The 20,942-nt window shown below is 65.7% G+C and carries 20 protein-coding genes and 2 tRNA genes; 10 read left to right on the forward strand and 12 right to left on the reverse strand.

The window, feature by feature from the left end:
- Positions 1–6 precede the first annotated feature (6 nt).
- Positions 7–945, forward strand: coding sequence for a DNA-binding protein YbiB (ybiB, locus tag VFW84_RS02425; protein ID WP_329678838.1), 939 nt, complete (start codon positions 7–9; stop codon positions 943–945).
- Here ybiB and VFW84_RS02430 read toward each other — a convergent pair.
- Positions 918–1,937 carry a DMT family transporter gene (locus VFW84_RS02430; RefSeq protein ID WP_329678839.1) on the reverse strand — a complete coding sequence of 340 codons (1,020 nt, stop codon included), beginning with the start codon at positions 1,935–1,937 and terminating at the stop codon, positions 918–920. The two genes, ybiB and VFW84_RS02430, sit on opposite strands and share 28 nt — an antisense overlap.
- 82 nt (positions 1,938–2,019) lie before the next feature.
- On the opposite strand from VFW84_RS02430, the gene VFW84_RS02435 reads away from it, so the two are divergent.
- The gene (locus tag VFW84_RS02435; protein WP_329678840.1) at positions 2,020–3,288 is read left to right on the forward strand and encodes an MFS transporter; all 1,269 of its coding nucleotides are present in this window, start codon (positions 2,020–2,022) and stop codon (positions 3,286–3,288) included.
- Between the two features lie 22 nt (positions 3,289–3,310).
- Positions 3,311–4,498, forward strand: a complete 1,188-nt coding sequence (locus tag VFW84_RS02440; protein WP_329678841.1) for an alanine racemase — start codon at positions 3,311–3,313, stop codon at positions 4,496–4,498.
- Positions 4,499–4,510: 12 nt separating this feature from the next.
- Here VFW84_RS02440 and VFW84_RS02445 read toward each other — a convergent pair whose 3' ends face one another.
- Positions 4,511–5,155, reverse strand: coding sequence for a helix-turn-helix domain-containing protein (locus tag VFW84_RS02445; RefSeq protein ID WP_329678842.1), 645 nt, complete (start codon positions 5,153–5,155; stop codon positions 4,511–4,513).
- A gap of 125 nt (positions 5,156–5,280) precedes the next feature.
- Between VFW84_RS02445 and VFW84_RS02450 the strand changes: the two genes are divergently transcribed.
- Genes VFW84_RS02450 through VFW84_RS02460 form a run of 3 tightly spaced genes read left to right on the forward strand, consistent with a single transcriptional unit; the run spans position 5,281 to position 9,130 of the window.
- Positions 5,281–5,679: a c-type cytochrome gene (locus VFW84_RS02450; protein WP_329678843.1), complete on the forward strand. Its 399-nt coding sequence runs from the start codon at positions 5,281–5,283 to the stop codon at positions 5,677–5,679.
- Positions 5,676–7,085, forward strand: coding sequence for a D-arabinono-1,4-lactone oxidase (locus VFW84_RS02455; RefSeq protein WP_329678844.1), 1,410 nt, complete (start codon positions 5,676–5,678; stop codon positions 7,083–7,085). Before VFW84_RS02450 ends, VFW84_RS02455 begins: the two co-directional genes overlap by 4 nt.
- Positions 7,082–9,130, forward strand: coding sequence for a neutral/alkaline ceramidase (locus VFW84_RS02460; protein WP_329678845.1), 2,049 nt, complete (start codon positions 7,082–7,084; stop codon positions 9,128–9,130). The genes VFW84_RS02455 and VFW84_RS02460 overlap by 4 nt, the downstream gene beginning before the upstream one ends.
- On the opposite strand, the gene VFW84_RS02465 is transcribed toward VFW84_RS02460, so the two are convergent.
- Both VFW84_RS02465 and VFW84_RS02470 read right to left on the reverse strand, forming a co-directional pair.
- Complete coding sequence (locus VFW84_RS02465) at positions 9,118–9,327, reverse strand: 2TM domain-containing protein (RefSeq protein WP_329678846.1); 210 nt, start codon at positions 9,325–9,327, stop codon at positions 9,118–9,120. The two genes, VFW84_RS02460 and VFW84_RS02465, sit on opposite strands and share 13 nt — an antisense overlap.
- Before the next feature lie 108 nt (positions 9,328–9,435).
- Positions 9,436–10,458 (reverse strand): recombination-associated protein RdgC, encoded by a 1,023-nt coding sequence (locus VFW84_RS02470; RefSeq protein WP_329678847.1) that lies wholly within the window; start codon positions 10,456–10,458, stop codon positions 9,436–9,438.
- 96 nt (positions 10,459–10,554) lie between these two features.
- Here VFW84_RS02470 and VFW84_RS02475 point away from each other — a divergent pair, with 96 nt between their 5' ends.
- Both VFW84_RS02475 and VFW84_RS02480 read left to right on the forward strand, forming a co-directional pair.
- The gene (locus VFW84_RS02475; protein WP_329678848.1) at positions 10,555–11,841 is read left to right on the forward strand and encodes an O-acetylhomoserine aminocarboxypropyltransferase/cysteine synthase family protein; all 1,287 of its coding nucleotides are present in this window, start codon (positions 10,555–10,557) and stop codon (positions 11,839–11,841) included.
- A 92-nt stretch (positions 11,842–11,933) separates the two neighbouring features.
- Entirely contained in the window at positions 11,934–12,578 is a 645-nt protein-coding gene (locus tag VFW84_RS02480; protein WP_329678849.1) for a class I SAM-dependent methyltransferase, read from the forward strand.
- On the opposite strand, the gene VFW84_RS02485 is transcribed toward VFW84_RS02480, so the two are convergent.
- Positions 12,551–13,657, reverse strand: coding sequence for a GGDEF domain-containing protein (locus VFW84_RS02485; protein ID WP_329678850.1), 1,107 nt, complete (start codon positions 13,655–13,657; stop codon positions 12,551–12,553). The genes VFW84_RS02480 and VFW84_RS02485 overlap by 28 nt on opposite strands.
- A 253-nt stretch (positions 13,658–13,910) precedes the next feature.
- Here VFW84_RS02485 and VFW84_RS02490 point away from each other — a divergent pair, with 253 nt between their 5' ends.
- On the forward strand, positions 13,911–14,339 hold the full coding sequence (locus VFW84_RS02490; RefSeq protein ID WP_329678851.1) for an acyl-CoA thioesterase: 429 nt from the start codon (positions 13,911–13,913) through the stop codon (positions 14,337–14,339).
- Between the two features lie 62 nt (positions 14,340–14,401).
- Here VFW84_RS02490 and VFW84_RS02495 read toward each other — a convergent pair.
- The 4 genes from VFW84_RS02495 to VFW84_RS02510 all read right to left on the reverse strand — a co-directional run bounded on the left by VFW84_RS02495 (position 14,402) and on the right by VFW84_RS02510 (position 18,867).
- Positions 14,402–14,477, reverse strand: a tRNA-His gene (locus VFW84_RS02495).
- Between the two features lie 38 nt (positions 14,478–14,515).
- Positions 14,516–16,444 carry a peptidylprolyl isomerase gene (locus tag VFW84_RS02500; RefSeq protein WP_329678852.1) on the reverse strand — a complete coding sequence of 643 codons (1,929 nt, stop codon included), beginning with the start codon at positions 16,442–16,444 and terminating at the stop codon, positions 14,516–14,518.
- Between the two features lie 137 nt (positions 16,445–16,581).
- On the reverse strand, positions 16,582–17,400 hold the full coding sequence (locus VFW84_RS02505) for an SDR family NAD(P)-dependent oxidoreductase (RefSeq protein ID WP_329678853.1): 819 nt from the start codon (positions 17,398–17,400) through the stop codon (positions 16,582–16,584).
- A gap of 9 nt (positions 17,401–17,409) precedes the next feature.
- Positions 17,410–18,867 (reverse strand): NAD(P)/FAD-dependent oxidoreductase, encoded by a 1,458-nt coding sequence (locus VFW84_RS02510; protein ID WP_329678854.1) that lies wholly within the window; start codon positions 18,865–18,867, stop codon positions 17,410–17,412.
- Between the two features lie 85 nt (positions 18,868–18,952).
- On the opposite strand from VFW84_RS02510, the gene VFW84_RS02515 reads away from it, so the two are divergent.
- Positions 18,953–19,612, forward strand: coding sequence for a TetR/AcrR family transcriptional regulator (locus VFW84_RS02515; RefSeq protein WP_329678855.1), 660 nt, complete (start codon positions 18,953–18,955; stop codon positions 19,610–19,612).
- A 56-nt stretch (positions 19,613–19,668) separates the two neighbouring features.
- Here the strand turns inward: VFW84_RS02515 and VFW84_RS02520 are convergent.
- From VFW84_RS02520 to pgsA, 3 genes are all read right to left on the reverse strand, one after another.
- Positions 19,669–19,744, reverse strand: a tRNA-Val gene (locus tag VFW84_RS02520).
- 24 nt (positions 19,745–19,768) lie between these two features.
- Entirely contained in the window at positions 19,769–20,203 is a 435-nt protein-coding gene (locus VFW84_RS02525) for an HU family DNA-binding protein (protein WP_329678856.1), read from the reverse strand.
- Positions 20,204–20,272: 69 nt separating this feature from the next.
- On the reverse strand, positions 20,273–20,848 hold the full coding sequence (gene pgsA, locus VFW84_RS02530; RefSeq protein ID WP_329678857.1) for a CDP-diacylglycerol--glycerol-3-phosphate 3-phosphatidyltransferase: 576 nt from the start codon (positions 20,846–20,848) through the stop codon (positions 20,273–20,275).
- Positions 20,849–20,942: the final 94 nt, after the last annotated feature.

Genomic DNA, 20,942 nt, shown 5'->3' on the forward strand with positions numbered 1-20,942 from the left:
CGGATCATGAGCATCGCCGCCTACATCAAGGAGATCGGCCGGGGCAAGGATGGCGCCCGGCCACTCAGCACGGAACAAGCCCATGACCTGCTGAGCCAGGTTCTGGACGGTCGCGTCACGGACCTGGAAGTCGGGGCCTTTGCCCTGGCCATGCGCATCAAGGGCGAGACGGCGGCCGAGCTCGACGGCTTTGTCCGTGCCACCCATGAGCGCTGCCTGCCCCTGCCCGCCCCGGCATCGGGCGGTGTGGTCCTGCTGCCCAGCTACAACGGCGCCCGCAAGCTGCCCAACCTGACCGCCCTGCTGGCCGGGCATCTGGCGCGTCAAGGCACGGCCGTGCTGGTGCATGGCCCCTTGAAAGACCCCACCCGGGTGAGCACCGCAGAGGTGTTCTCGGCCCTGGGCTGGCCCCTGGCGCACACAGCGCAAGACGTCGCCCAGGCCTGGGAGCTTGGACGCCCGGCCTTCATGGACACGGCCACCCTGTGTCCGGGCCTGGCCCGCCTGCTGGACGTGCGCTGGACCATCGGCCTGCGCAACCCCGGTCACACCGTGGCCAAACTGCTGCGCCCCTTGCCGCCGGGCACGCCGGGCGTGCAGGTCGTCAACCACACCCACCCCGAGTACGCCCACTCACTGACCGACTATCTGCTGCACAGCCAGGGCACGGCCTTGCTGATGCGGGGCACCGAGGGCGAGCCCGTGGCCGACGCGCGCCGCCAGCCCCGCTTCGAGGTCTTCGTGCAGGGCCAGCGGGATGCCGAGCTCAGCCGCGCACCTGTCGAGGGCGTGCTGACCACCCTGCCCGACCTGCCCGCCGGCTTCGATGCCGACAGCACCGCACGCTACATCCAGGCCGTGCTGGTGGGCGACCAGCCCTTGCCTCCCGCCATCGACACCCAGGCCCAGTGCCTGCGTCAGGTCCTGGCTCGCGTGGGCGGCTGAGCACTCACGCCACTGCCAGCCCGTGTGAGCAACACGATCCCGGCCAGGATGGCCGCCGTGCCCAGCATCAATTGAGGCGAGACCGGTTCACCCAGCCACCACGCGGCCATCCAGATGGTCGACAAGGGACCGATCATGCCCACCTGTGACGCGATGGAGGCCCCCAGCAACTGCACCCCGCGCATCAGCAGCCACACCGGCAGCACGGTACACGCCGAGGCATTGAGCGCCGACAAGGCATAGGCCTGCCAGGGCAGCCCGGACACGGAGCCCACCTGCCCCTGGGTCCAGACAGACACCAGCAACCACTGCAGCGCACACAGGCCGCAAGCCACGATGGAGGCATAGCCCACCAGGCGCAGCGAGCCGATCTGCTGCACCAGGCGGCCGCTGCCCACCAGATAGACGGCGTAGGACAAGGCACTGCCCAGCACCAGCAAGGAGCCCCAGGTCACGGCCTCGGTGGCAGACAGTTCATGCGATCGCGTCACGGCCCATTGCGCAGTCTCCCAGTCGTGCAGCCACACCACCGCCACCCCGGCATAGGCCAGCCCCACGGCGGCCCACTGCATGCCCGTGACGCGCTGGCGGAACCACCACACCGACAGGATCAGCACCATGGTCGGATTGAGATACAGAATGGCCCGCTCCAGGCTCGCGCTGATGTACTGCAACCCCATGAAGTCCAGCGTGCTGGCCAGGTAGTAGCCCGTGATCCCCAGGCCCACCACCTGCCACCACTGACGACGCGTGAGCGACGCCGCCCCCGCCGCCTGCCGCGCAGCCCACCAGGCCATGACCAGGAACAGCGGAAAGGCCATGGTCATGCGCAAACCCACCACGGAGATGGCGTCGGCGCCCAGCTTGTACATGAGCTTGGCCACGATGGCCTTGCCGGAAAACGCGATGGCGCCCAGGGCGGCCATCATCAGCCCCCTGCCGCGAGGTCCCTGGAGCCAGCCAGGCAGAGTGAGTTGAGTCGAGACAGTCATGGCGACAGCCTACCCCAGGACGATCCCTATGGTGCGACGCAGCAAGAATAATCATCACTATCTTTCATCTATCATCCAGGGCATGCCGAGCCCGCACCCACCCCCTGCACCCGCCCTGCGTTGGCGCCTCTCGCTGACCTTGATGGTCACGCTCTTCGTGGCCTATCTCGACCGAATGAACATCAGCCTGGCCCTGCCGCTGATGGCCTCGCACTACGGCTGGAGCGTGGACGAGACACGCAGCCACGGCAGCACCTTGCTGACGTCCTTCTACGTGGGCTATGGCCTGGCCAACCTGTTTCTCTCAGGCGCGGCCACTCGACTGGGGCCCCGCATCAGCCTGATGCTGGTGATCCTGCTGTGGTCCACCTTCACGGCCCTGGGCGCCTGGCTGTCGGCCTCGCTGACGGTGCTGCTGGCCACCCGTTTCCTGCTGGGCCTGTCCGAAGGCGTGCACTTTCCGATGATGAATGTGCTGACCCAGCGCTGGTTTCCACCTCAGGAGCGTGGACGTGCCAACAGCGTCTGGATGGCCGGCCTGCTGCTGGCCATCTGCCTGGCGCCAGTCTTGTTGATCCCGCTGATGCACGCCGTGGGCTGGCAAGCCACCTTCTGGCTGCTGGCGCTGGCCGGCCCCCTGCTGTCCCTGCCCCTGGTCTGGCGTCATGTGTTCGATCGCCCACAAGATCACCCCGCCATCACGGCACAGGAGCAGATGCACATCGACGAGTGCGCCGACCCGCCATCGGCCGCGCCCGCAGACTGGGCCCTCTGGCACGCCATGACTCGGCCCGGTGTCCTGCTCATCCTGGCCTCGGGCATCGCCTACAACATCGTGGCCGTGGGCTTGAGCTCGTGGCTGCCCACCTACTTTGTGGCCACCAAGGGCCTGCCCTACGCCGACCTGGTTTACGCCACCAGCCTGCCCTATGTGAGCGGCGTCATGGGCCTGGCCCTGTGGTCCTGGCTGGGGGATCGCACCGGTGCACGCGCCGCCCTGGGGGCCCTGGGGTTCATCGGGGGCGGTGCCGCCCTGTGGATGGCCCTGCATGCCTCCACCCTGCCCCTCAGCATCGCCGGCTTCGCGCTGGCCGTGTTCAGCATCTCGGCCTTCTCGGCCTGCGAATTCGCCATCGTGCAGCGGCAATTGCCGCCCGAGCTCATGGGGCCTGGGGCCGGCATCTACAACGGCCTGACCACCCTCATCGGTGGTGGCGCCGGCCCCGTGCTCGTGTCATCGATCATTGGCACCCAGCCCGAGGGGCAAGCCCAGGGCGTGGCCGCCGCCATCGCCGTGTGCGTGCTGGCCGCCACCCTGCTGCTGATCCTGGCCCGGCGCCTGAGATACTGAGCAGCCCTTGATGGAGCCCACCATGCCCACCCCCCGCCAGGACGCACCGCCCTGCCAGCGCCTGAGCCAGGCCCTGGATGCCGAAGGCATGGGCGAGCCCACCCTGGTGGTCGACCTGGACGCGCTGGAGCGCAACATCGACGCGCTGCGCCAGTTGATCCCCCCGGGACAGTCCCTGCGTCTGGTGCAAAAGTCCATCCCCTCCCTGCCCTTGCTGTGCTTCATCATCGAGCGGCTGCCCTGCCAGCGGCTGATGGTCTTTCACCGCCCCTGGCTGAACCACTACGCGCACCATGCGCCCGACCTGGATCTGCTGCTGGGCAAACCCATGCCCGTGGCGGCAGCGCGGGCCTATTACCGTGATGCGGGCATCGCCGCGGGCACCGGCCCGCACTGGCTGATCGACACCCCCGAGCGCCTGCGCCAGTATCTGGATCTGGCGCTCGATCTGAAGCGACGCCTGAGCCTCTGCCTGGAGATCGATGTGGGCCTGCACCGCGGCGGCGTGTCCAGCCCCGACGCGCTGGACCCGATGCTGGACCTGATCAGACAACACCCCCAGGCCCTGCGCTGGTGGGGCTTCATGGGCTATGACGCCCATGCCGCCAAGGCCCCCTGGTGGAGCAGCCCCTCCCGGGCGGTGCGTCAGAGCCAGGCACGCTACCGCGCCTTCATCGACCATGCCCAGACGCGGCACCCCGACGTGTGGCGCGACGATCTGATCTTCAATGGCGCCGGCAGCCCGACCGTGGCGCTGCACGATGCCACATCGCCGCTCAATGACGTGGCCGTGGGGTCGGCCCTGCTCAAACCCGCCGACTTTGATGTGCCTACCCTGGCGGCCTTCACGCCGGCCCTGTGGCTGGCCGTCCCGGTGCTCAAGGTCAGCCCGCAACTGGAGGTGCCTTTCGTGGCCCCCCTTTCGCGTTGGCTGGGGCGCCATCTGAGCGCCCGCGCGCAATCGGTCTACCTGTACGGTGGGCGCTTCATGGCACAGCCTGTCTGGCCGCGCGGCCTGCGCGAGCTGTCGATCGTGGGCCGCTCCAGCAATCAGCAGTTGATGACCCTGCCCGCCACCCCCGCCCTGCGGCCGGACGACTGGACCTTCTGGCGCCCCACCCAGAGCGAGCAGGCCCTGCTGCACCACGGTGATGTGCTGGGGGTGCGGGGCGATCGGGTCGTGGCGCGCTTCGCGGTCGACCCCGGCTAGCGCAGGTTCAGATCACGGTCTGATCACACCCATGCGATCAAACAGGTCATAGACCAGCCAGGCGCAACTGTCGACCACCACCGGCAACTCCAGCGTCGGGTCGTCGAACATCATCTCGATGGCCGAGTACAGCACATCGACCGACAGGCGGATGTTGATGCGCAGGCGCACAGGATCGACATCCGGGTGCACCATCATCATGGCAGCCTGCAATTGATCGGTCACCACGTGGTGGGACGCGATGCGAACCTCGTTGAGCAGGGGCACGGCGCGCAAGGCCCGCGTGATCCAGACCCCCGCCGTGGTGTCTGCCGTGACACGGTGCGTGTCCATCATCAGGCCCACCAGAGCCGGATGCAGTAAATCGGCCGGCTTGAGCAGCACCTCTGGGGTCAGCCAGCGCTCGACCAACTCGTTCTGGTCCCGCATCAGACGCACGCCCAGTTCATGGAGCAAGGCGTACTTGTTGGGGAAATAGCGATACAGCGCCGGAGGCGACAGGCCTGCCTGCTTGCACACCAGATTGGTCGACAGGCGCTCCACACCCACATCGGCCAGCAACTCCGCCGTGACCTTGAGGATCAACTCATAGGTTTCCTGCGAGCGTTTCTGTGCCGGGAGCTTTTTAGGCTCCAGCAGATGGGCGTACGACGACATGCCAAAAGTATAACAAGGCACATACCTCCCCCTGAAACAAGGGGTCCAGAGGCCCTCTTTGATGTAACGCATCCCCATGGAGTTGCCGCACGGTCAATAATGTAGTTAAAACTATCGTTATAGACATGACCTCTGTGAAGTTTCTCTGGTCTGCTCTGATCGCACTGTCGGTGGCGGTGAGCGTCTCCTTGTCCGCCTGCTCGGACAAGACACCGCAGGCACCCGCCTCCGCCCCCAACACGGCTGCGCCTGAAACCCTGTCGCCCGCAGACCCGCGCCTGGCCGACCTCTATGAGCGCTCCTGCAAGGCTTGCCACACCCAGGCAGGCGGTGTCACGCCCCTCACGGGGGATGCCCAGGCCTGGCGGCCTCGGCTGGCCAAAGGCCTGCCCGCCTTGCTGGCCAATGTGCGCCAGGGATTCAACGGCATGCCCGCAGACGGACTCTGCACAGAATGCTCCGATGAGGACATTCAGCAACTGATCCGGTTCATGAGCCGGACCACGACGGAGGTGAGCCCATGAGCCGCCGTGATGCACTCAAGGCCGCCCTGAGCGTGGCCGGGGCAGCCGCCTGCGCCTGGCCGCGCCAGGGTGTCGCCCAGGCTGCCCAGCCATCAGCCACCCGCCCCACGCCGCCGTGGCCCACTGGCAAACCCACCCTCTGGCACAACTGGTCCGGGCTGCAGACCTGCCAACCCTCCGGCAGACTCATGCCCGGCACCCCGGCCGAACTGGCCACCTGGCTGCGCAGTTCGTCGGGGCCCCTGCGCTGCGTGGGGTCGGGCCACTCCTTCACTGGCCTGGTTCCCACCTCGGGCACCCTGATCAGCCTGGATCGCCTCTCGGGCGTGGTCCACCATGACGCCTCACGCCAGCAAGTCACGGTGCGCGCCGGCACGCGCCTGGCGGTGCTCAACAGCCAGTTGTCGGCCCTGGGCCTGGCCCTGCACAATCTGCCCGACATCAATGTGCAGACCCTGGCCGGGGCTCTGTCCACCGCCACCCATGGCACAGGGGCCCGCCTGCCTGCCCTGCACCACCACCTCACCGGCCTGCGCCTGATGACCGTGCAAGGGGAGCTGATCCACTGCAGCCGCGACACGCACCCCGAGCTGTTCGCTGCAGCCCGGGTCTCGCTGGGCGCCCTGGGGGTGATCACCGAGTTCGACCTGTCGGTGAGACCTCAGTACCACCTGCGCAAACGGGTGTGGACCCAGCCCACCGAGCACCTGCTCGAACAGGCCGACACGCTCGCAGGCCGACACCGCAACTTCGAGTTCTACGTGCTGCCCCACACCGGGATGGCCGCGGGCATCACCCACGACGAGGTTGCCCCGGGCACCCCGATCCCACGCCATGATGCGGACGAAGAGGCCCTGATGGACCTCAAGCGCCTGCGCGATCACCTGTCTGGCTGGCCCGGCCTGCGGCGCTGGCTGGCCACCCGACTGATCGGAGAGGGGGAGCAAGAGGTGGCGCAGGACATGGGCTGGAAGCTGCTCAGCAGCGTGCGCAACACCCGCTTCAACGAAACCGAGTTCCATGTACCCCGCGCCCAGGGACTGGCCTGCCTGCGCCAGATCCTGCAGGCGCTGGAAAAACGCCCGGACGTGTTCTTCCCGCTGGAGTTCCGCTATGTGCTGGGCGATGACGCCTGGCTCAGCCCCTTCCAGGGGCGTGACAGTTGCTCGATTGCCGTGCATGCGATGGTGGGCGAAGAACATCGCTACCTGATCGAGGCGCTGGGCCCCATCTTCCGCCGCCATGGTGGCCGCCCTCACTGGGGCAAGCTGCATGATCTGCCAGGCGCGGAGCTGGCCACGCACTACCCCCGATGGAAGGACTTTCAGGCGCTGCGGGCCACCCTGGACCCTCAGGGGCGGCTGCTCAACCCCTACCTGAAGCAGTGGTTCGGGGCCCGCGCATGATGCCCCGGCACAGACACCCATGGCGCCATGCCCTGGCGCTGAGCCTGAGCTGGACGCTCGGCAGTGCCCAGGCGGCCAGCCCGCTCCCGGCCGCTCCGGCCTCCCCACCGTATCTGGTCGGTGCCGGCATCAGCGACATCACGGGTGAAGCAGCCGACATCGGCATGTTCGGCTATGCCCAGCTGTCTCAGCGCACCTCAGGCATCCATCAACGCCTGCGTGCGCGCGCCTTCGTGGTCGAGGACCCACGCACCCGACAGGCAGTGGTGCTGGTCGTGGCTGACGCGGGCGCCATCATGCAGGGCGTGCACCAGGAGGTCCTGCGGCGCCTGCAACAACGCCATGGCAGCCGCTACACCGAGCGCAATGTGCTGCTCACCGCCACCCACACCCATGCCGGCCCCGGGGGCTACTCACACCACACGCTCTACAACATCACCATCCTGGGTCACAAGCCCGCCACCTTTGAAGCCATGGTCGACGGCATCGTCGAGGCCATCGACCGGGCCCACGGCTCACGAGCGCCAGGCAGCATCCGCCTGTCGCAAGGAGAGCTGAGCAACGCCAGCCGCAACCGCGCCGCCCCGGCCTTTGACGCCAACCCGGCGGCCGAGCGTCAGGCCTTCCCGCAGGGCATCGACCCGCTCATGAGCGTGCTCACTTTCCGTCGGGGGACACAGGACATCGGTGCCCTGAGCTTCTTCCCGACGCACGGCACCAGCATGACCAACACCAACACCCTGATCAGCGGTGACAACAAGGGGTATGCGGCCTGGCGCTGGGAACACGAAGTCGGCGTACGCCACCTGGATCACGCCCAAGCCCCGCCCTTTGTCGCGGCCTTCGCCCAGACCACCCCGGGCGACATGAGTCCCAATCTGGACCTGCGGCCCGGCCAGGGGCCCACGGCCAATGAGTTCGACAACACGCGCCTCATCGGCGAACGCCAGCTCATCAAGGCACGGCAATTGTCTGGAGGCCCTGCGCTCGAACTCAGCGGCCCCATCGATCACCGTCTGCGCTACATCGACATGAGCCGTGTGACGGTGCAGCCTGCCTACAGTGGCGATGGTCAGCCTCACCAGACCTGCCCGGCGGCCCTGGGCACGGCCTTCACGGCGGGCAGCCCGGAGGACGGCCCCGGTCTGAGCTTTGTCCACGAGGGCCAGCCCTCACCCTGGCTGGGCCGCCTCCTCCGCATGCCGTTCCGCGTCAGCGACGCGCTCAGGCAGTGCCAGGCCCCCAAGGACATCGCCATCCCCCTGGGGGGCGATGCCCACGGCACCCCCTGGACACCCGAAGTGCTGCCCGTGCAACTGTTGAGGCTGGGGCCCCTGCTCATCGCCGGCCTGCCTGGCGAGCCCACCATCACGGCGGGCCTGCGCATCCGGCGTCAACTGGCCGCCACCCTGGGCCTGCCCGATCCGCGTCAGGTGCTGGTGGTGGGCTATGCCAATGCCTATGCGGGCTACATCACCACCCCCCAGGAGTACGACACGCAGAACTACGAGGGCGGCAGCACCCATTTCGGGCGCTGGACCCTGCCCGCCTACCTTCAGGAGCTGGACCGGCTGGCGCAAGCCATGAAGGCCGGGAGCAACACCCCGATCACCCTGCGCCCACGCGACCTGAGTGACCACGGCACGGATGTCCAGCCCGGCGTGGTGCTGGACACGCCCGCCATGGGCCATGCGTTCGGGGATGTGCTGGAAGCGCCCATGCCCAGCTACCAGGCCGGGCAAACCGTGCGGGTGGTGTTCAGCTCGGGCAGCCCCAGGAACGATCTGAGGCGCGGGGGCAGCTTCCTGGAGGTACAGCGCCTGGAGCGCGAGCACTGGGTGCGTGTGGCCGACGATGGCGACTGGAGCACCACCTACCGCTGGGAGCGCTCAGGCCTGAGCACCAGCACGGCCAGCATCGAATGGACGACCCCGGCGGGCACGCCATCGGGCCGCTACCGCATCGTCCACCATGGGGATGCCAAGGGCTGGGACGGTCAGGTCAAGGCCTTCACCGGCACCAGCCCGAGTTTTCACTTGCGCTGAGGTTTGCGACCCCACAGGAGCCACACGGTGCCGTGGGCAGCCAGGCCAATGCCCCAGCCCCAAGCCACGATCAGGCTCCAGTCAGCCTTACCGCCCAATTGATGGTTCATGGCGATCAGGCCACCCACCACCATACCGAACACCACGGCGTGGATCACGAAACTGGTCTGAAGCAAACCACCGGACGAACGTGCCATTGAACTTCTCCTGTTGAGCAGGCGCCCAGTCTATGGCTTTTGCACCACCGGTGTGCACCGGGCGCTGTCGCCCGCGTCCGCGCTCATGTCGCCATCGGCCGCCGCCCCTCACCACGGGGGGCTGTCATCGGCGGTCGTCGCGGGCTCGGCAGGCGCGTGGTCGCCCGAGGGCCTGGCGTCGGTGGAGGGTTCGGCCGACCGGCTCGCCGATGCGCCGCCCCCCGACATGTCCTGCTCGCCGCCCAGGGCGTCGAGCAGATCGGGCAGCAACTGGCACAGCTCGCCCGTGGCAATGGCCACGTCGGCATCAAAAGCCTCGTCCTGAGCCGGCTTGTTCGAGCCCTTGTGCGCCTCGAACACCACATCCAGGAAGGCCAGCTTCTTGATCTGGAAGGCATCCGTCAACATGAAGGACACCCGGTCACGCCAGGTCATGGCCAGCTTGGTCGGCGTCTTGCCCGTCAGGATGTGCTGGCGGACCTCTTCGGTGTCCAGACGATGGCGGGTGTAGCGCACCACCGCCTTCTGGGCATCCGACGACTTGAGCTCGCACTCGCGGTCGATCGAAAACCCGCCCGGCGGCTCGCCGCTGGACAGCCATTCGGCCATGCACACGGCGGGCGATTCGGCCGTGTTGAGCTGCGACACCGCCATGCGGCCATCCAGGCTCTTGACCAGGGTGCTGACCACGTCGTCGGCACGCGACTGGCTGCTGGCATCCACCAGCAGCAGGCGCTGCACCGGATCGATCCACACCTGGGTGGACGACTGCTTGGTGAAGGCCATGGGCAGCAACTCCAGCAGGGCCTGCTCCTTGAGCTCCTTCGTCTGCTTCTTGCCCGGCTTGCGGCCCGTCTGCAGCTCGATGTTCTGGGCCAGCTCTTCCGTACGGCGCTTGATGACCGCACCGGGCACCACGCGTTGCTCGGTGCGCAGCTTGAGCAGCAACTGCCCGCCCACGGACTCGACCAGGGGGCCGTGCTCCACGCCCCGAGGCTCCACCCAGCCGGAGGACCTCTGCTGAGTGGCGCCGCACTCCACAAAACGCCCCTTGGACAGGCCTGCTTCGATCTCGGTCAGGTCGGGGGACCCATCCGGTCCGATACGGTAGACGGTCAGATTCTTGAACACACGGATCCTTGTAGCAAAAAGCGCGGGGGTCGCGAATTATCCACGCCGCTGCGCTATAAGGAATGCCCACACCGTCAAACCGCTAGAGGATCCGACATGAGCCAAGCCAACTGGAAGTTTGAAACCCTCTCCGTGCACGCGGGCTATTCGCCCGATCCCACGACCAAGGCCGTGGCCGTGCCCATCTATCAGACCGTGGCTTATGCCTTCGACAGCGCCCAGCATGGGGCCGACCTGTTCGACCTGAAGGTGCCGGGCAACATCTACACCCGCATCATGAACCCCACCACCGATGTGCTGGAGCAGCGCGTGGCCGCGCTGGAAGGCGGCATCGGTGCGCTGGCCGTGGCCTCGGGTCAGTCGGCCGTGACCTACGCCATCCAGACCATCGCCGAGGCCGGTGACAACATCGTCTCGTCCACCGCCCTGTACGGCGGCACCTACAACCTGTTTGCCCACACCCTGCCCCAGTTCGGCATCACCACCCGCTTTGCCGACCACCGAGACCCGGCCAGCTTTGAGCCACTGATCGACGAGCGCACCAAGGCCATCTTTGTCGAATCCCTGGGCAACCCCTCGGGCAACATCACCGACATCGCCCGCATCGCCGAGATCGCCCACCGCCACGGCGTGCCGCTGATCGTGGACAACACCGTGCCCAGCCCCTATCTGTGCCGCCCCATCGAGCACGGCGCAGACATCGTCGTGCACTCGCTGACCAAGTACATGGGCGGCCACGGCACCACGCTGGGCGGCATCATTGTCGATTCGGGCAAGTTCCCCTGGGCGCAGCACAAGGCGCGCTTCAAGCGCCTCAACGAGCCCGACGTCAGCTACCACGGCGTGGTCTACACCGACGCCCTGGGCCCCGCCGCCTACATTGGCCGCGCCCGCGTGGTGCCTCTGCGCAACACCGGCTCGGCCCTCTCGCCCTTCAATGCCTTCATGATCCTGCAAGGCATCGAGACCCTGGGCCTGCGCATGGACCGCATCAGCAGCAACGCCCTGAAGATCGCGCAGTTCCTGCAAAAGCACCCCCGCGTCAGCTGGGTCAACTACGCCGGCCTGAGCGATCACCCCGAGCACCCCATGGTCCAGAAGTACCTCTCGGGCCAGGCCTCGGGCTTGCTGACCTTTGGGGTACCCGGTGGCCGTGAGGGCGGTGCGCGCTTCCTGGACGGGCTCAAGCTCTTCACCCGCCTGGTCAACATCGGCGACGTGCGCTCGCTGGCCACGCACCCGGCCTCGACCACGCACCGCCAGCTCGACCCGACCGAGCTGGCCAAGACCGGCGTGACCGAGGACACCGTGCGCCTGTCGATCGGCATCGAGCACATCGACGACCTGCTGGCAGACCTGGAGCAGGCACTGGCCGGGGCCTGAAGCGGCGCTGCCGTCTTGTCATCCGTCATGGACAAGGCCTGGATTGAGCGTACAGTGGCCCGATCACCACTGCTTCATCCAGGCCCGACGTGATGCCTCCAGTCACCCCCCACACTCAGCCCCCCGGTTGCCCGGACATGCTGGCGCTGTACCGACAGCGCGCGGCGGTCTATGACCTGGAGCTGATGCCCTTTGAACCCCTGCGCTTCGAGGCCATCGACCGGCTTGGCCTGCGCCCGGGCGACACCGTGCTCGATGTGGGCTGCGGCACAGGGCTGAGCTTTGCCTTGCTGCAACAGGCCATCGGCCCGCAAGGCACCATCATCGGCATCGAACCCTGCCCTGACATGCTCTCGCGGGCAGCGCAGCGTGCCCAGCGCAACGGCTGGGGCAATGTGATCTTGCTGCCCGCCTGTGCCGCGTCCGCCGACATCCCCGGGCAGGCCGATGCCGCCTTGCTGCACTTCACGCACGACGTCATGCGTCAGCCCGAGGCCCTGACCCACCTGATCGCCCACCTCAAGCCCGGCGCCCATGTTGTGGCCACGGGCCTGAAATGGGCCGACCCCTGGTTGTGGCCGGTCAACGCCTTCGTGCTGTCGGCCGCGCTGTACTCGGTGTCGTCACTGGAAGGCCTGGACCAACCCTGGAGCCTGCTGGGCCCGATGCTCGACGGATGGCAGGTCAACCCCACGATGCTGGGGGGCGGCTACATGGGTGCTGGCACGGTGCCTTGAAGGCTGGCGGACAGGCTCTCGACCCTGGCACGCCCGCCCTGTTTGGCCCGGTACAGCGCCCTGTCGGCCCACTGAATCAGTTGATCAGGCCCCTGGTCGGGCACTGCGGCGGCAGCGGCCACGCCGATGCTGCAACTCAGGGCCACGTCCACACCCGCCTGACGCAGTACCGTGGCGCGAACCTGGGCCAGCATGCGCTCGGCCACCGCTTGCGCCCCCGCCAGGTCGGTGTTGGGCATCAGCACGATGAACTCCTCCCCACCGAAGCGCGCCACCAGATCGGCGGGCCGCCGGACCGCCTCGCACAGCGACTGGGCGGCCGCCCGCAGGCAATCATCGCCAAACGGGTGCCCGAAGGTGTCATTGATGCGCTTGAAGTGATCCAGATCCACCATCGCCACCCCCAGGCTCTCGCCACGGCGCCGCGCATCCCGCCAGGCCACATCCAGCCGCTCCTGAAAACCCAGGCGATTGGGGACCTGCGTGAGCGCGTCGGTTCGGCTCAAGGCCTCCAGCTCGCGGGCGCGCAGCTCCAGCAAGGCCTGGGTGCGCATGCGGGCCCAGTAATCCTTGCCCACCATGCTCGACAGGCCAAAGGCATACACGGCCATGACCAGGGTCAGTCCACTGATCACCCAAGCTGTGGCGCCACCCATGGGCAACACCGCCAGCACCGTCGGCAACAAGGTCAGCACCGGATAGACCCGAGGCAGCACCCGGTCGATGGACACCACCACAGCCCCACCGGCCGTGATGCCCACGGTGGTCAGCAGCATGATCCACCTCAGATCGGGCGCATCGGGCTCGACCTGCACGATGGCACACAAGACGCCCCAGTACAGGTTGTAGATCACCGACCAGGCACGAAACATCCGGCGGTTGAGTTCGATGCGAGACACATCGTCGCGCACCATCATGCGGTGATGGATCAGACGCATGACCATCAGCGTCAACATGATCAGCAGATGGATGAGCACGAAAGCCGTGTGCCGACGCATATAGCCATCGGTCTGCATCAACACCAGCCACAGCGCCGGATACAGCATCAGGCCATTGCGGGTGCGTTGGATCAGATCCACCAGGCACTGGCGCTCCTGCTCCGGCGACACGCCAAGGAAGGCATCGTCCGGGGCGGAGGATGGGGCAAGGGGGGGCGGTGCGGTGCGAGAGGAGGACACTGGGGCAGGCATGGGCAAAGTCGACCACGGACCGCCAACACCGACCGGACCCATGGACTGGTAGGAGGTTTTCGACGGATCGGCGCGCGTCTTGAGCACCCGTAGAAACCCGGACGTATGATGTGGCTTCTCCTGGCAGTCCCCGATTTCTCCCATGGCACGCATCCAGTTCGACCTCCCCGAGCGCTTCCTGTTCTCGACCCAGATCCCCATCTACATCAGCCATGTGAACCAGGGGGGGCACCTCGACAACGCCCAGTTGCTGACCCTGGTGTCCGAGGCTCGGGTGAGGTTCTTCCGCTCCCTGGGTTACCACAGCGAGATCGACATCGACGGCTGCTCCATCGTGGTGGGCGACATGCTCGCCCAGTACAAGTCCGAGGCCTTCTATGGCGAAACCATGGTGGTGGACATGGTCCCCGCCGACTTCAACAAATACGGCTTTGATCTGGTCTTTCGACTGACAGACCAGGCCTCGGGCCGAGAAGTGGCGCGCGGCAAGACGGGGGTGGTGTTTCTGCGGGACGGCAAGGTGTCGGCACCGCCTCAGGGTTTTGTGGAGAAACTCCCGGCGTCATCGTGATCATCCCAGCCCAAAAACAAAACGCCGACGAGCATTGCTGCTTGTCGGCGTTCATTATTCTTTGGGGTGGCTGATGGGACTCGAACCCACGACGACCAGAATCACAATCTGGGACTCTACCAACTGAGCTACAGCCACCGTCGAAAGACTAAGAGTATAGCGCGTTTTTCGCTGGTTTACCCGCCCGATGCAGATTTTTCAGCCTCTGATGCCTTGGCAGCAGCGGGCTTGACCTTCACGTCGAGCTTGTACTCGCGCTTGAGGGCGCGCAGGTAGGCATCGGATTCCGCCTTGGCCCAGTAGTGTGCGAACTGGTTGCGAGTCTCCTGCTCCTCTTCGGCAGAAATCTGCAGGGGCAGCACCTTGTTGACCTTGAGCAGGGCCACGCCTTCATTGCCGATGTCGACCACCTGCCAGGCAGGCAGTTGCTTCTCGGGGATGCGCAGCGCGGCATCCAGCACCTGAGGCGGCTGCGAGAACACCAGACGGCGAGACATCTGCACCGAGGCGGGCAGTTGCGCCTTGTCGGGGGCCTGCTTCCACAGGGCCAGTTTCTGCTCGGCATCACGGCGCGCCGCAGCAACCGACTCACGGGCGATCCAGCGCTCACGCACCTGGGCCTGCACCTGCTCGAAGGGCGGCTTGGCCGCCGGGTAGTACTTCACGATGCGGGCCGACACCAGCTTGCTGGGGCCAACTTCAATGGCTTCGGTGTTGCGTGCTTTGGTCCGCGCGTCAGACCCGAACAAGGCCTCGAGAATGCGCTGGCCACCCAGCACGCCCTGGTCCTTGGCGCCAGGACGGCGCAGCACATCGCTGGCCGACTGGATCGTGAGCTTGAGCTCGTCAGCCACGGGCTTGAGGCTGTCGGACTGCTCGTAGACCATGTTGGAGAACTTCTCGGCCGCTTCGGCGTACTGGCGCTGGGCCAGTTGCTTGCGGGCATCGTCCTCGATCTGCGAGCGCACTTCTTCAAAGGGCTGGGCCGCGCCACCGCGCACGTCGGTCAGCATGATCACGTGGTAGCCAAAATCAGATTCGACCACCTTGCTGATCTCGCCCTTCTTGAGCGCGAAGGTTGTGTCCTCGAAGGGCTTGACCATGGCACCACGGCCAAAGAAATCCAGGTCACCACCGTTGACGGCCGAGCCCGGATCTTCCGAGTTCTTGCGTGCCAGTTCGGCAAACAGGGAGGGATCCTTGGCGACCTGAGCCTGCAGTTGCTCGGCCTTGGCCTTGGCGGCCTGACGGGCAGCCGCTGGCGCACTCTTTTCAGCCTTGATCAGGATGTGGCTGGCACGGCGCTCTTCGTCCTTGGTGTAGAGCTTGATGTTGTCCTGATAGGACTTCCTGAGGTCGTCCTCGCTGACGGTCACGCGCTGCTTGAGGGTGTCGATGTCCAGCACCACGTACTGCACGTCGGCGCGCTCGGGCTGCATGAACACGGCGCTCATGGCCGGCTCACTGAAGAACTTGCGCAATTGCTCAGGCGTGGGGTTGAGCTGGGCCACGTAGTTCTTGGGCTCGAACTTCAGCCACTGCACATCGCGCACCTGGAACAGGGCTTCGACGGCCTGGCGGTTGGCCACCTTGGAGCTCACACCCGTTTGCTCGACACCGCCCAGCACCTGGCCCACGGAGATCTGCTGGCGCAACTGGCCAGCGAACTGCTCGGACGACACCCCCTGGGCTTCGAGCACCTTGGTGTTGAGCGAGCCATCGGCGTTGCGGATCGCAGCAAAGTCAGGGGCCGTCTGGAAGATGCGCGCCAGACGCGTGTCCGGCACCACCAGACGCTGATCGCGCACGGCAGCCATCAGCGTGTAGTCGCGCAGCAGCATGTCGAGCGCGCGCTGCTTGACTTCGGGCGCATCGAAGCTGGCGGCATCGGCCTCGGGCGCCTGGGCGCGCAGGCGCTCGACCAGCTTGCGGTGTGCTGCATCCCACTCGGTCTGCGAAATCTTGTGATCCGCGACCTTGGCAACGGTGTCGTTGCTCATGAAGCTCTCATAGCCCTGCAGACCACCACCAATGAAGGCGATGGCGATCAGGACCACCAGAACACCACCGAAGAGACGGGTGTTATTACGAACGAGATCAAACATGTCGAGCCTTTGATGGCGCTGTACTCTGAAATGACACAAAGGCGAACCGAAGTTCGCCTTTGACGTGCGGCAATCTTACCTGCATTTCGAGGCCTGCCCGAAGGGGGCGCCACACACGGGAAACCCTAGCACCCCGCTCAGCGGGTCAGCCCGTACGCAGCCTTGTCCAGTGTGGCGCGAAGCTCGCGCCACACAATGGCCGTCAGCCATTTGTGCGGCAGCAGGTTCGAGCCCACCCAGGTCTTGAACGCATCCTGCCCGCAGATGATCTTGTGCTGCCCCTTCTCGATGCCACGGATCACCCGCTGCGCGATCTCTTCGGGTGGCGTGGTCAGGTAACGTGCCGCGAATTCCTGACTGGAGGGCTTCCTGGCGATGTTGGTCGCCACCCCGCCGGGGTGCACCAGATGCACGGAGATCGGGCTCTCATGCAATTCGACCATCAGGGACTCGGTGAAACCACGCACGGCAAACTTGCTGGCGCAATAGTCCGACTGACTGGGCGAGCCGATCAGCCCCATGATGCTGGAGACATTCACAATCGCCCCTTCCTGGCGTGCGCGCAACTGCGGCAGGAAGGCCAGCGTGCCATGGAGCACGCCATGAAAGTTCACGCGCATGACCCGCTCGTAATCGGCATGCGACGTTTTCCAGGCGGGCATGGCCGAACCCTCGATGCCCGCATTGTTGATGACCACGTGCGCGCCACCCAGGCGCGCCTGAACCGCCTGGGCAAAGGTCTCCATGGCGTCCCGGTCACCCACGTCGAAAGCCTGGGTCAGCACCTGACTGGCCCCCTGCGCGGCCAGCAAGGCGGCCGTCTCCTGCAGCGAGCGGGCGTCATGGTCATTCAAGGCCAGCAGCGCCCCTCTGGCCGCAAAGGCCTGCGCATAGGCGCGCCCCATGCCCGAACCGGCCCCCGTGATCACCACCACCTTGTTGCGAAAATCTTTCATGCAGGCCCCTCAGGTGAAACGGTGATGCGCGGGCTTGAAGGCCTTGGCCATCTGGCGGAAGGTGAAGGAAAAGCCCGGGAACATGGCGATCACATGCCCGCTCTTGCTCTGATACCAGCTGTGGCAGCCGCCCGACTGCCACACCGTCTGCTTCATCTCGCGGTGGATCATCTGGGTGTAGTCGGCCTCGGCCTCGGCCTTGACCTCGATGGCCTTGGCGCCCTGCTTTTGCACCGCCGCGATCGCGCGACGGATGTACTCCATCTGCGCTTCAATCACGAAGATGGCCGAGGTGTGCCCGATCCCCGTGTTGGGCCCGGTGACCACGAACAGATTGGGGAAACCCGGCAAGGCCGTGCCCAGGTAGGCGCGCGGATACTCGGCCCAGAAATCCTGCACCGACTTGCCCCCCTTGCCCACCACCGGGTAGGAGATCACCCCATCGGTGGCGTCATAGCCGGTCGAATAGACGATCAGATCCAGATCGATCTGCTGGCCCTTGGCGGTGAGGATGCCCCGTTCGTTGATCTCCGCGATGCCATCGTCCTTGGCGTGCAGTTGCACATTGGGGCGGCACAAGGCCGGGTACAGCGTGCTCGACAGGATGATGCGCTTGCAGCCAATGGTGTAGTCGGGCGTCACCGCCTGGCGGATGACCGGATCACTGATCTGCTGCTGGATGTGCTTGAGCGCCACGCGCTGAGCGACCACATTGAGCATCGTCTTGGAGTACTTGAAGCCGATCACACGGCTCTCCAGCCCCCAGTAGATGGCCGTGCGCAGCACCTTGTAGACCAGGCGCGATTTCAGCAAGGCCCGCTCGAAGCGAGAAAACACATGGTCCGGGCGCGGCAGCACCCAGTGCGGTGTGCGCTGGAACACATGCAACTGCTTGACGTCGGGGGCAATCTCGGGGATCACCTGCGCCGCACTGGCACCACTGCCGATGATGGCCACCCGCTTGCCCTTGTAGTCATAGGCATGGTCCCAGGCATTGGTGTGAAAGCTGTGGCCCTTGAAGCTGTCGCGCCCCTTGAAGTTGGGGATCACCGGCGTGCTCAAGGGGCCCGAGGCATTGATCAGGAACTTGGCCAGGAACACCCCAGCGCCCTCGGTGATCACCTGCCACAGCTGGCGCGCCTCATCCCACTCGACCCGACTCACGTTGGCGTTGAGGCGGGTCTTCTCCCGCAGGCCGTGCTTGGCCAGCACGTGGTTGGTGTACTCGACCAGCTCGTTCTGCTCGGCGAACATCTGCGACCAGGGATAAGGCTCGAACGACAGCGAGTACAGGGGCGACTGCACGTCCACCGCCGCGCCGGGGTAGCTGTTCTGACTCCAGGTGCCGCCCATCCATGCTCGGCGCTCCAGAATCAGGAAGTCCTCGATGCCGATGCGACGCAGATTGACTGCGGCGGCCTGGCCTCCGAAGCCGCTGCCGATGATGATGGCGGTGAATTGCTGCATGAAAGATCTCTCGCGTCAGAGGTCGATAAACTGATGACAACGGTCGTCAGTTTACAAGTGACGACGAATGTCGTCAAATACGTGCATGCCCTTACTCGCCTCTGCCCCCGCTCCCGGCCGCCCCTACGCGGGCGAAAGCCTCGCTGAACGCACGGCTCGTCGTCGCCATCAATTCCTGGATGCCGGGCTGCAGATGTTCGGCACCACGGGCTACCGATCAGCCACCGTGCGCCAGTTGTGCAAGCAGGCCGAGCTGACCGACCGCTATTTCTACGAGTCTTTCGACAGCATGGAAGACCTGCTCGTGGCGGTCTACGAACGCGAGTTCGATCAACTGCAACTGGCGGTGATGACGGCCCTGCAGAGCAAGGCCGAGCAGCCGGACCTGTCCGTGGCGGTCAGCGCCGGTCTGCAGGCGCTGTTCGAGATGGCCTCAGACCCGAAGGTGGCTCGCGTCTGCTGGCTGGAGGTGCTGGGCGTGAGCCCCAGGGTGGATGCGGTCTACATCCGGGTGCTGGACCGTTTTGCCCAATTGGTACTGACCTTTGCCGAACAGCATGTGCCCGACATGACCCTGCCGGAGGACGAGCGACGGATCCTGAGCATCGCCCTGGTCGGTGCGGTCAACCAGTCCGTTCTGCGCTGGATGCTGGACGGCTACCGTGACGACGCCGCCAAGATGGTCGCCGTCACGTCCAAAGTCTTCATGGGCGTGATGCGCACGCTGCGGCCAGATGCGCCTTGAATGCGCCATGAAAAAAGCACCTGAAGAACTTCAGGTGCCTCGGAGGGAACTGCCGGTGGTGGGTGCTGAGGGGCTCGAACCCCCGACCTACGCCTTGTAAGGGCGCCGCTCTACCAACTGAGCTAAGCACCCGACAGCAAAGCCCACCATTGTAGATCAGTTCAAGGCGTCCTTGAGGGCCTTGCCCGGACGGAACTTGGGCAGCTTGGCCTTCTTGATCTTGATGGGCTCGCCGGTGCGCGGATTGCGACCGGTGCGGGCGGCGCGGGTGCTCACGGCGAAGGTGCCGAAACCCACAAGAGACACGGTACCGCCCTTCTTCAGGGTGGTCTTCACACCGCCGATCACGGCCTCAAGAGCACGGCCTGCCGCAGCCTTTGAAATGTCTGCTTGCTTGGCAATGTGATCAATCAACTCGGACTTGTTCACGAAATATCCCCTCTGGAAGGTGCCACAAAACGACTCTGATGCTGCCTCACCGCGCCCTGGTGACACTTGGCCGCACCCAAAGACATGCCTGGGTTGCCACGCAACCTCAAATGATTCTATGCGTATTGCACCGCCCGACCACCGCACCGCCGGGGCGTACATGCACGCTTGACAGACGACAGACTATCTGCAAGAGCACACCGCCCATTGACGGGTGTCAAGCGTCTCGCTTCAGCGCGCCTTGGCCACGATGTCGGGGAGCGATTTCTTGAGGTAATAGGCCATGGACCACACGGTCAAGCCACAGGCGATGTAGATCAGCCAGGTGCCCAGGGTCTGTGCATCCACGGGCAGGCCCACAAAGCCCAGGTCACCGTGGTAGAGCAGCAAGACGATGGCCGCCATCTGTGCGGCCGTCTTGAGCTTGCCCAGCATGTGCACCGCCACGCTGCGCGAGGCGCCGATCTGGGCCATCCATTCACGCAAGGCCGAGATGGCGATCTCGCGCCCAATGATGACCATGGCCACCATGGCGTTGACACGCCCCACTTCCAGCAAGATCAGCAAGGAGGCGCACACCAGGAACTTGTCGGCCACCGGGTCCAGGAAGGCCCCGAAGGACGAGGTCTGGTTCAGGCGACGCGCCAGCCAGCCGTCGAGCCAGTCCGTCAGCGCCACCACGACGAACAGGACGCTCGCCCACATGTTGACGTCGGCCGCTGGCAGAGGGAGGTAAAACACGCCCACGATCAGCGGGATCGCCACGATCCGCGCCCACGTGAGCAAAGTGGGCAAGTTCCAAAACATGACAGCGATTGTGCATCCAAGATGCACCATTGCCGGGCGGGCATCCGGGTTTATTCGGCGTTGTGCCAATGAATCAGGGTGGCAGATCTGTGCA

The sequence above is a fragment of the Aquabacterium sp. genome (genome assembly GCF_036279655.1).
Lineage (GTDB): Bacteria > Pseudomonadota > Gammaproteobacteria > Burkholderiales > Burkholderiaceae_C > Aquabacterium.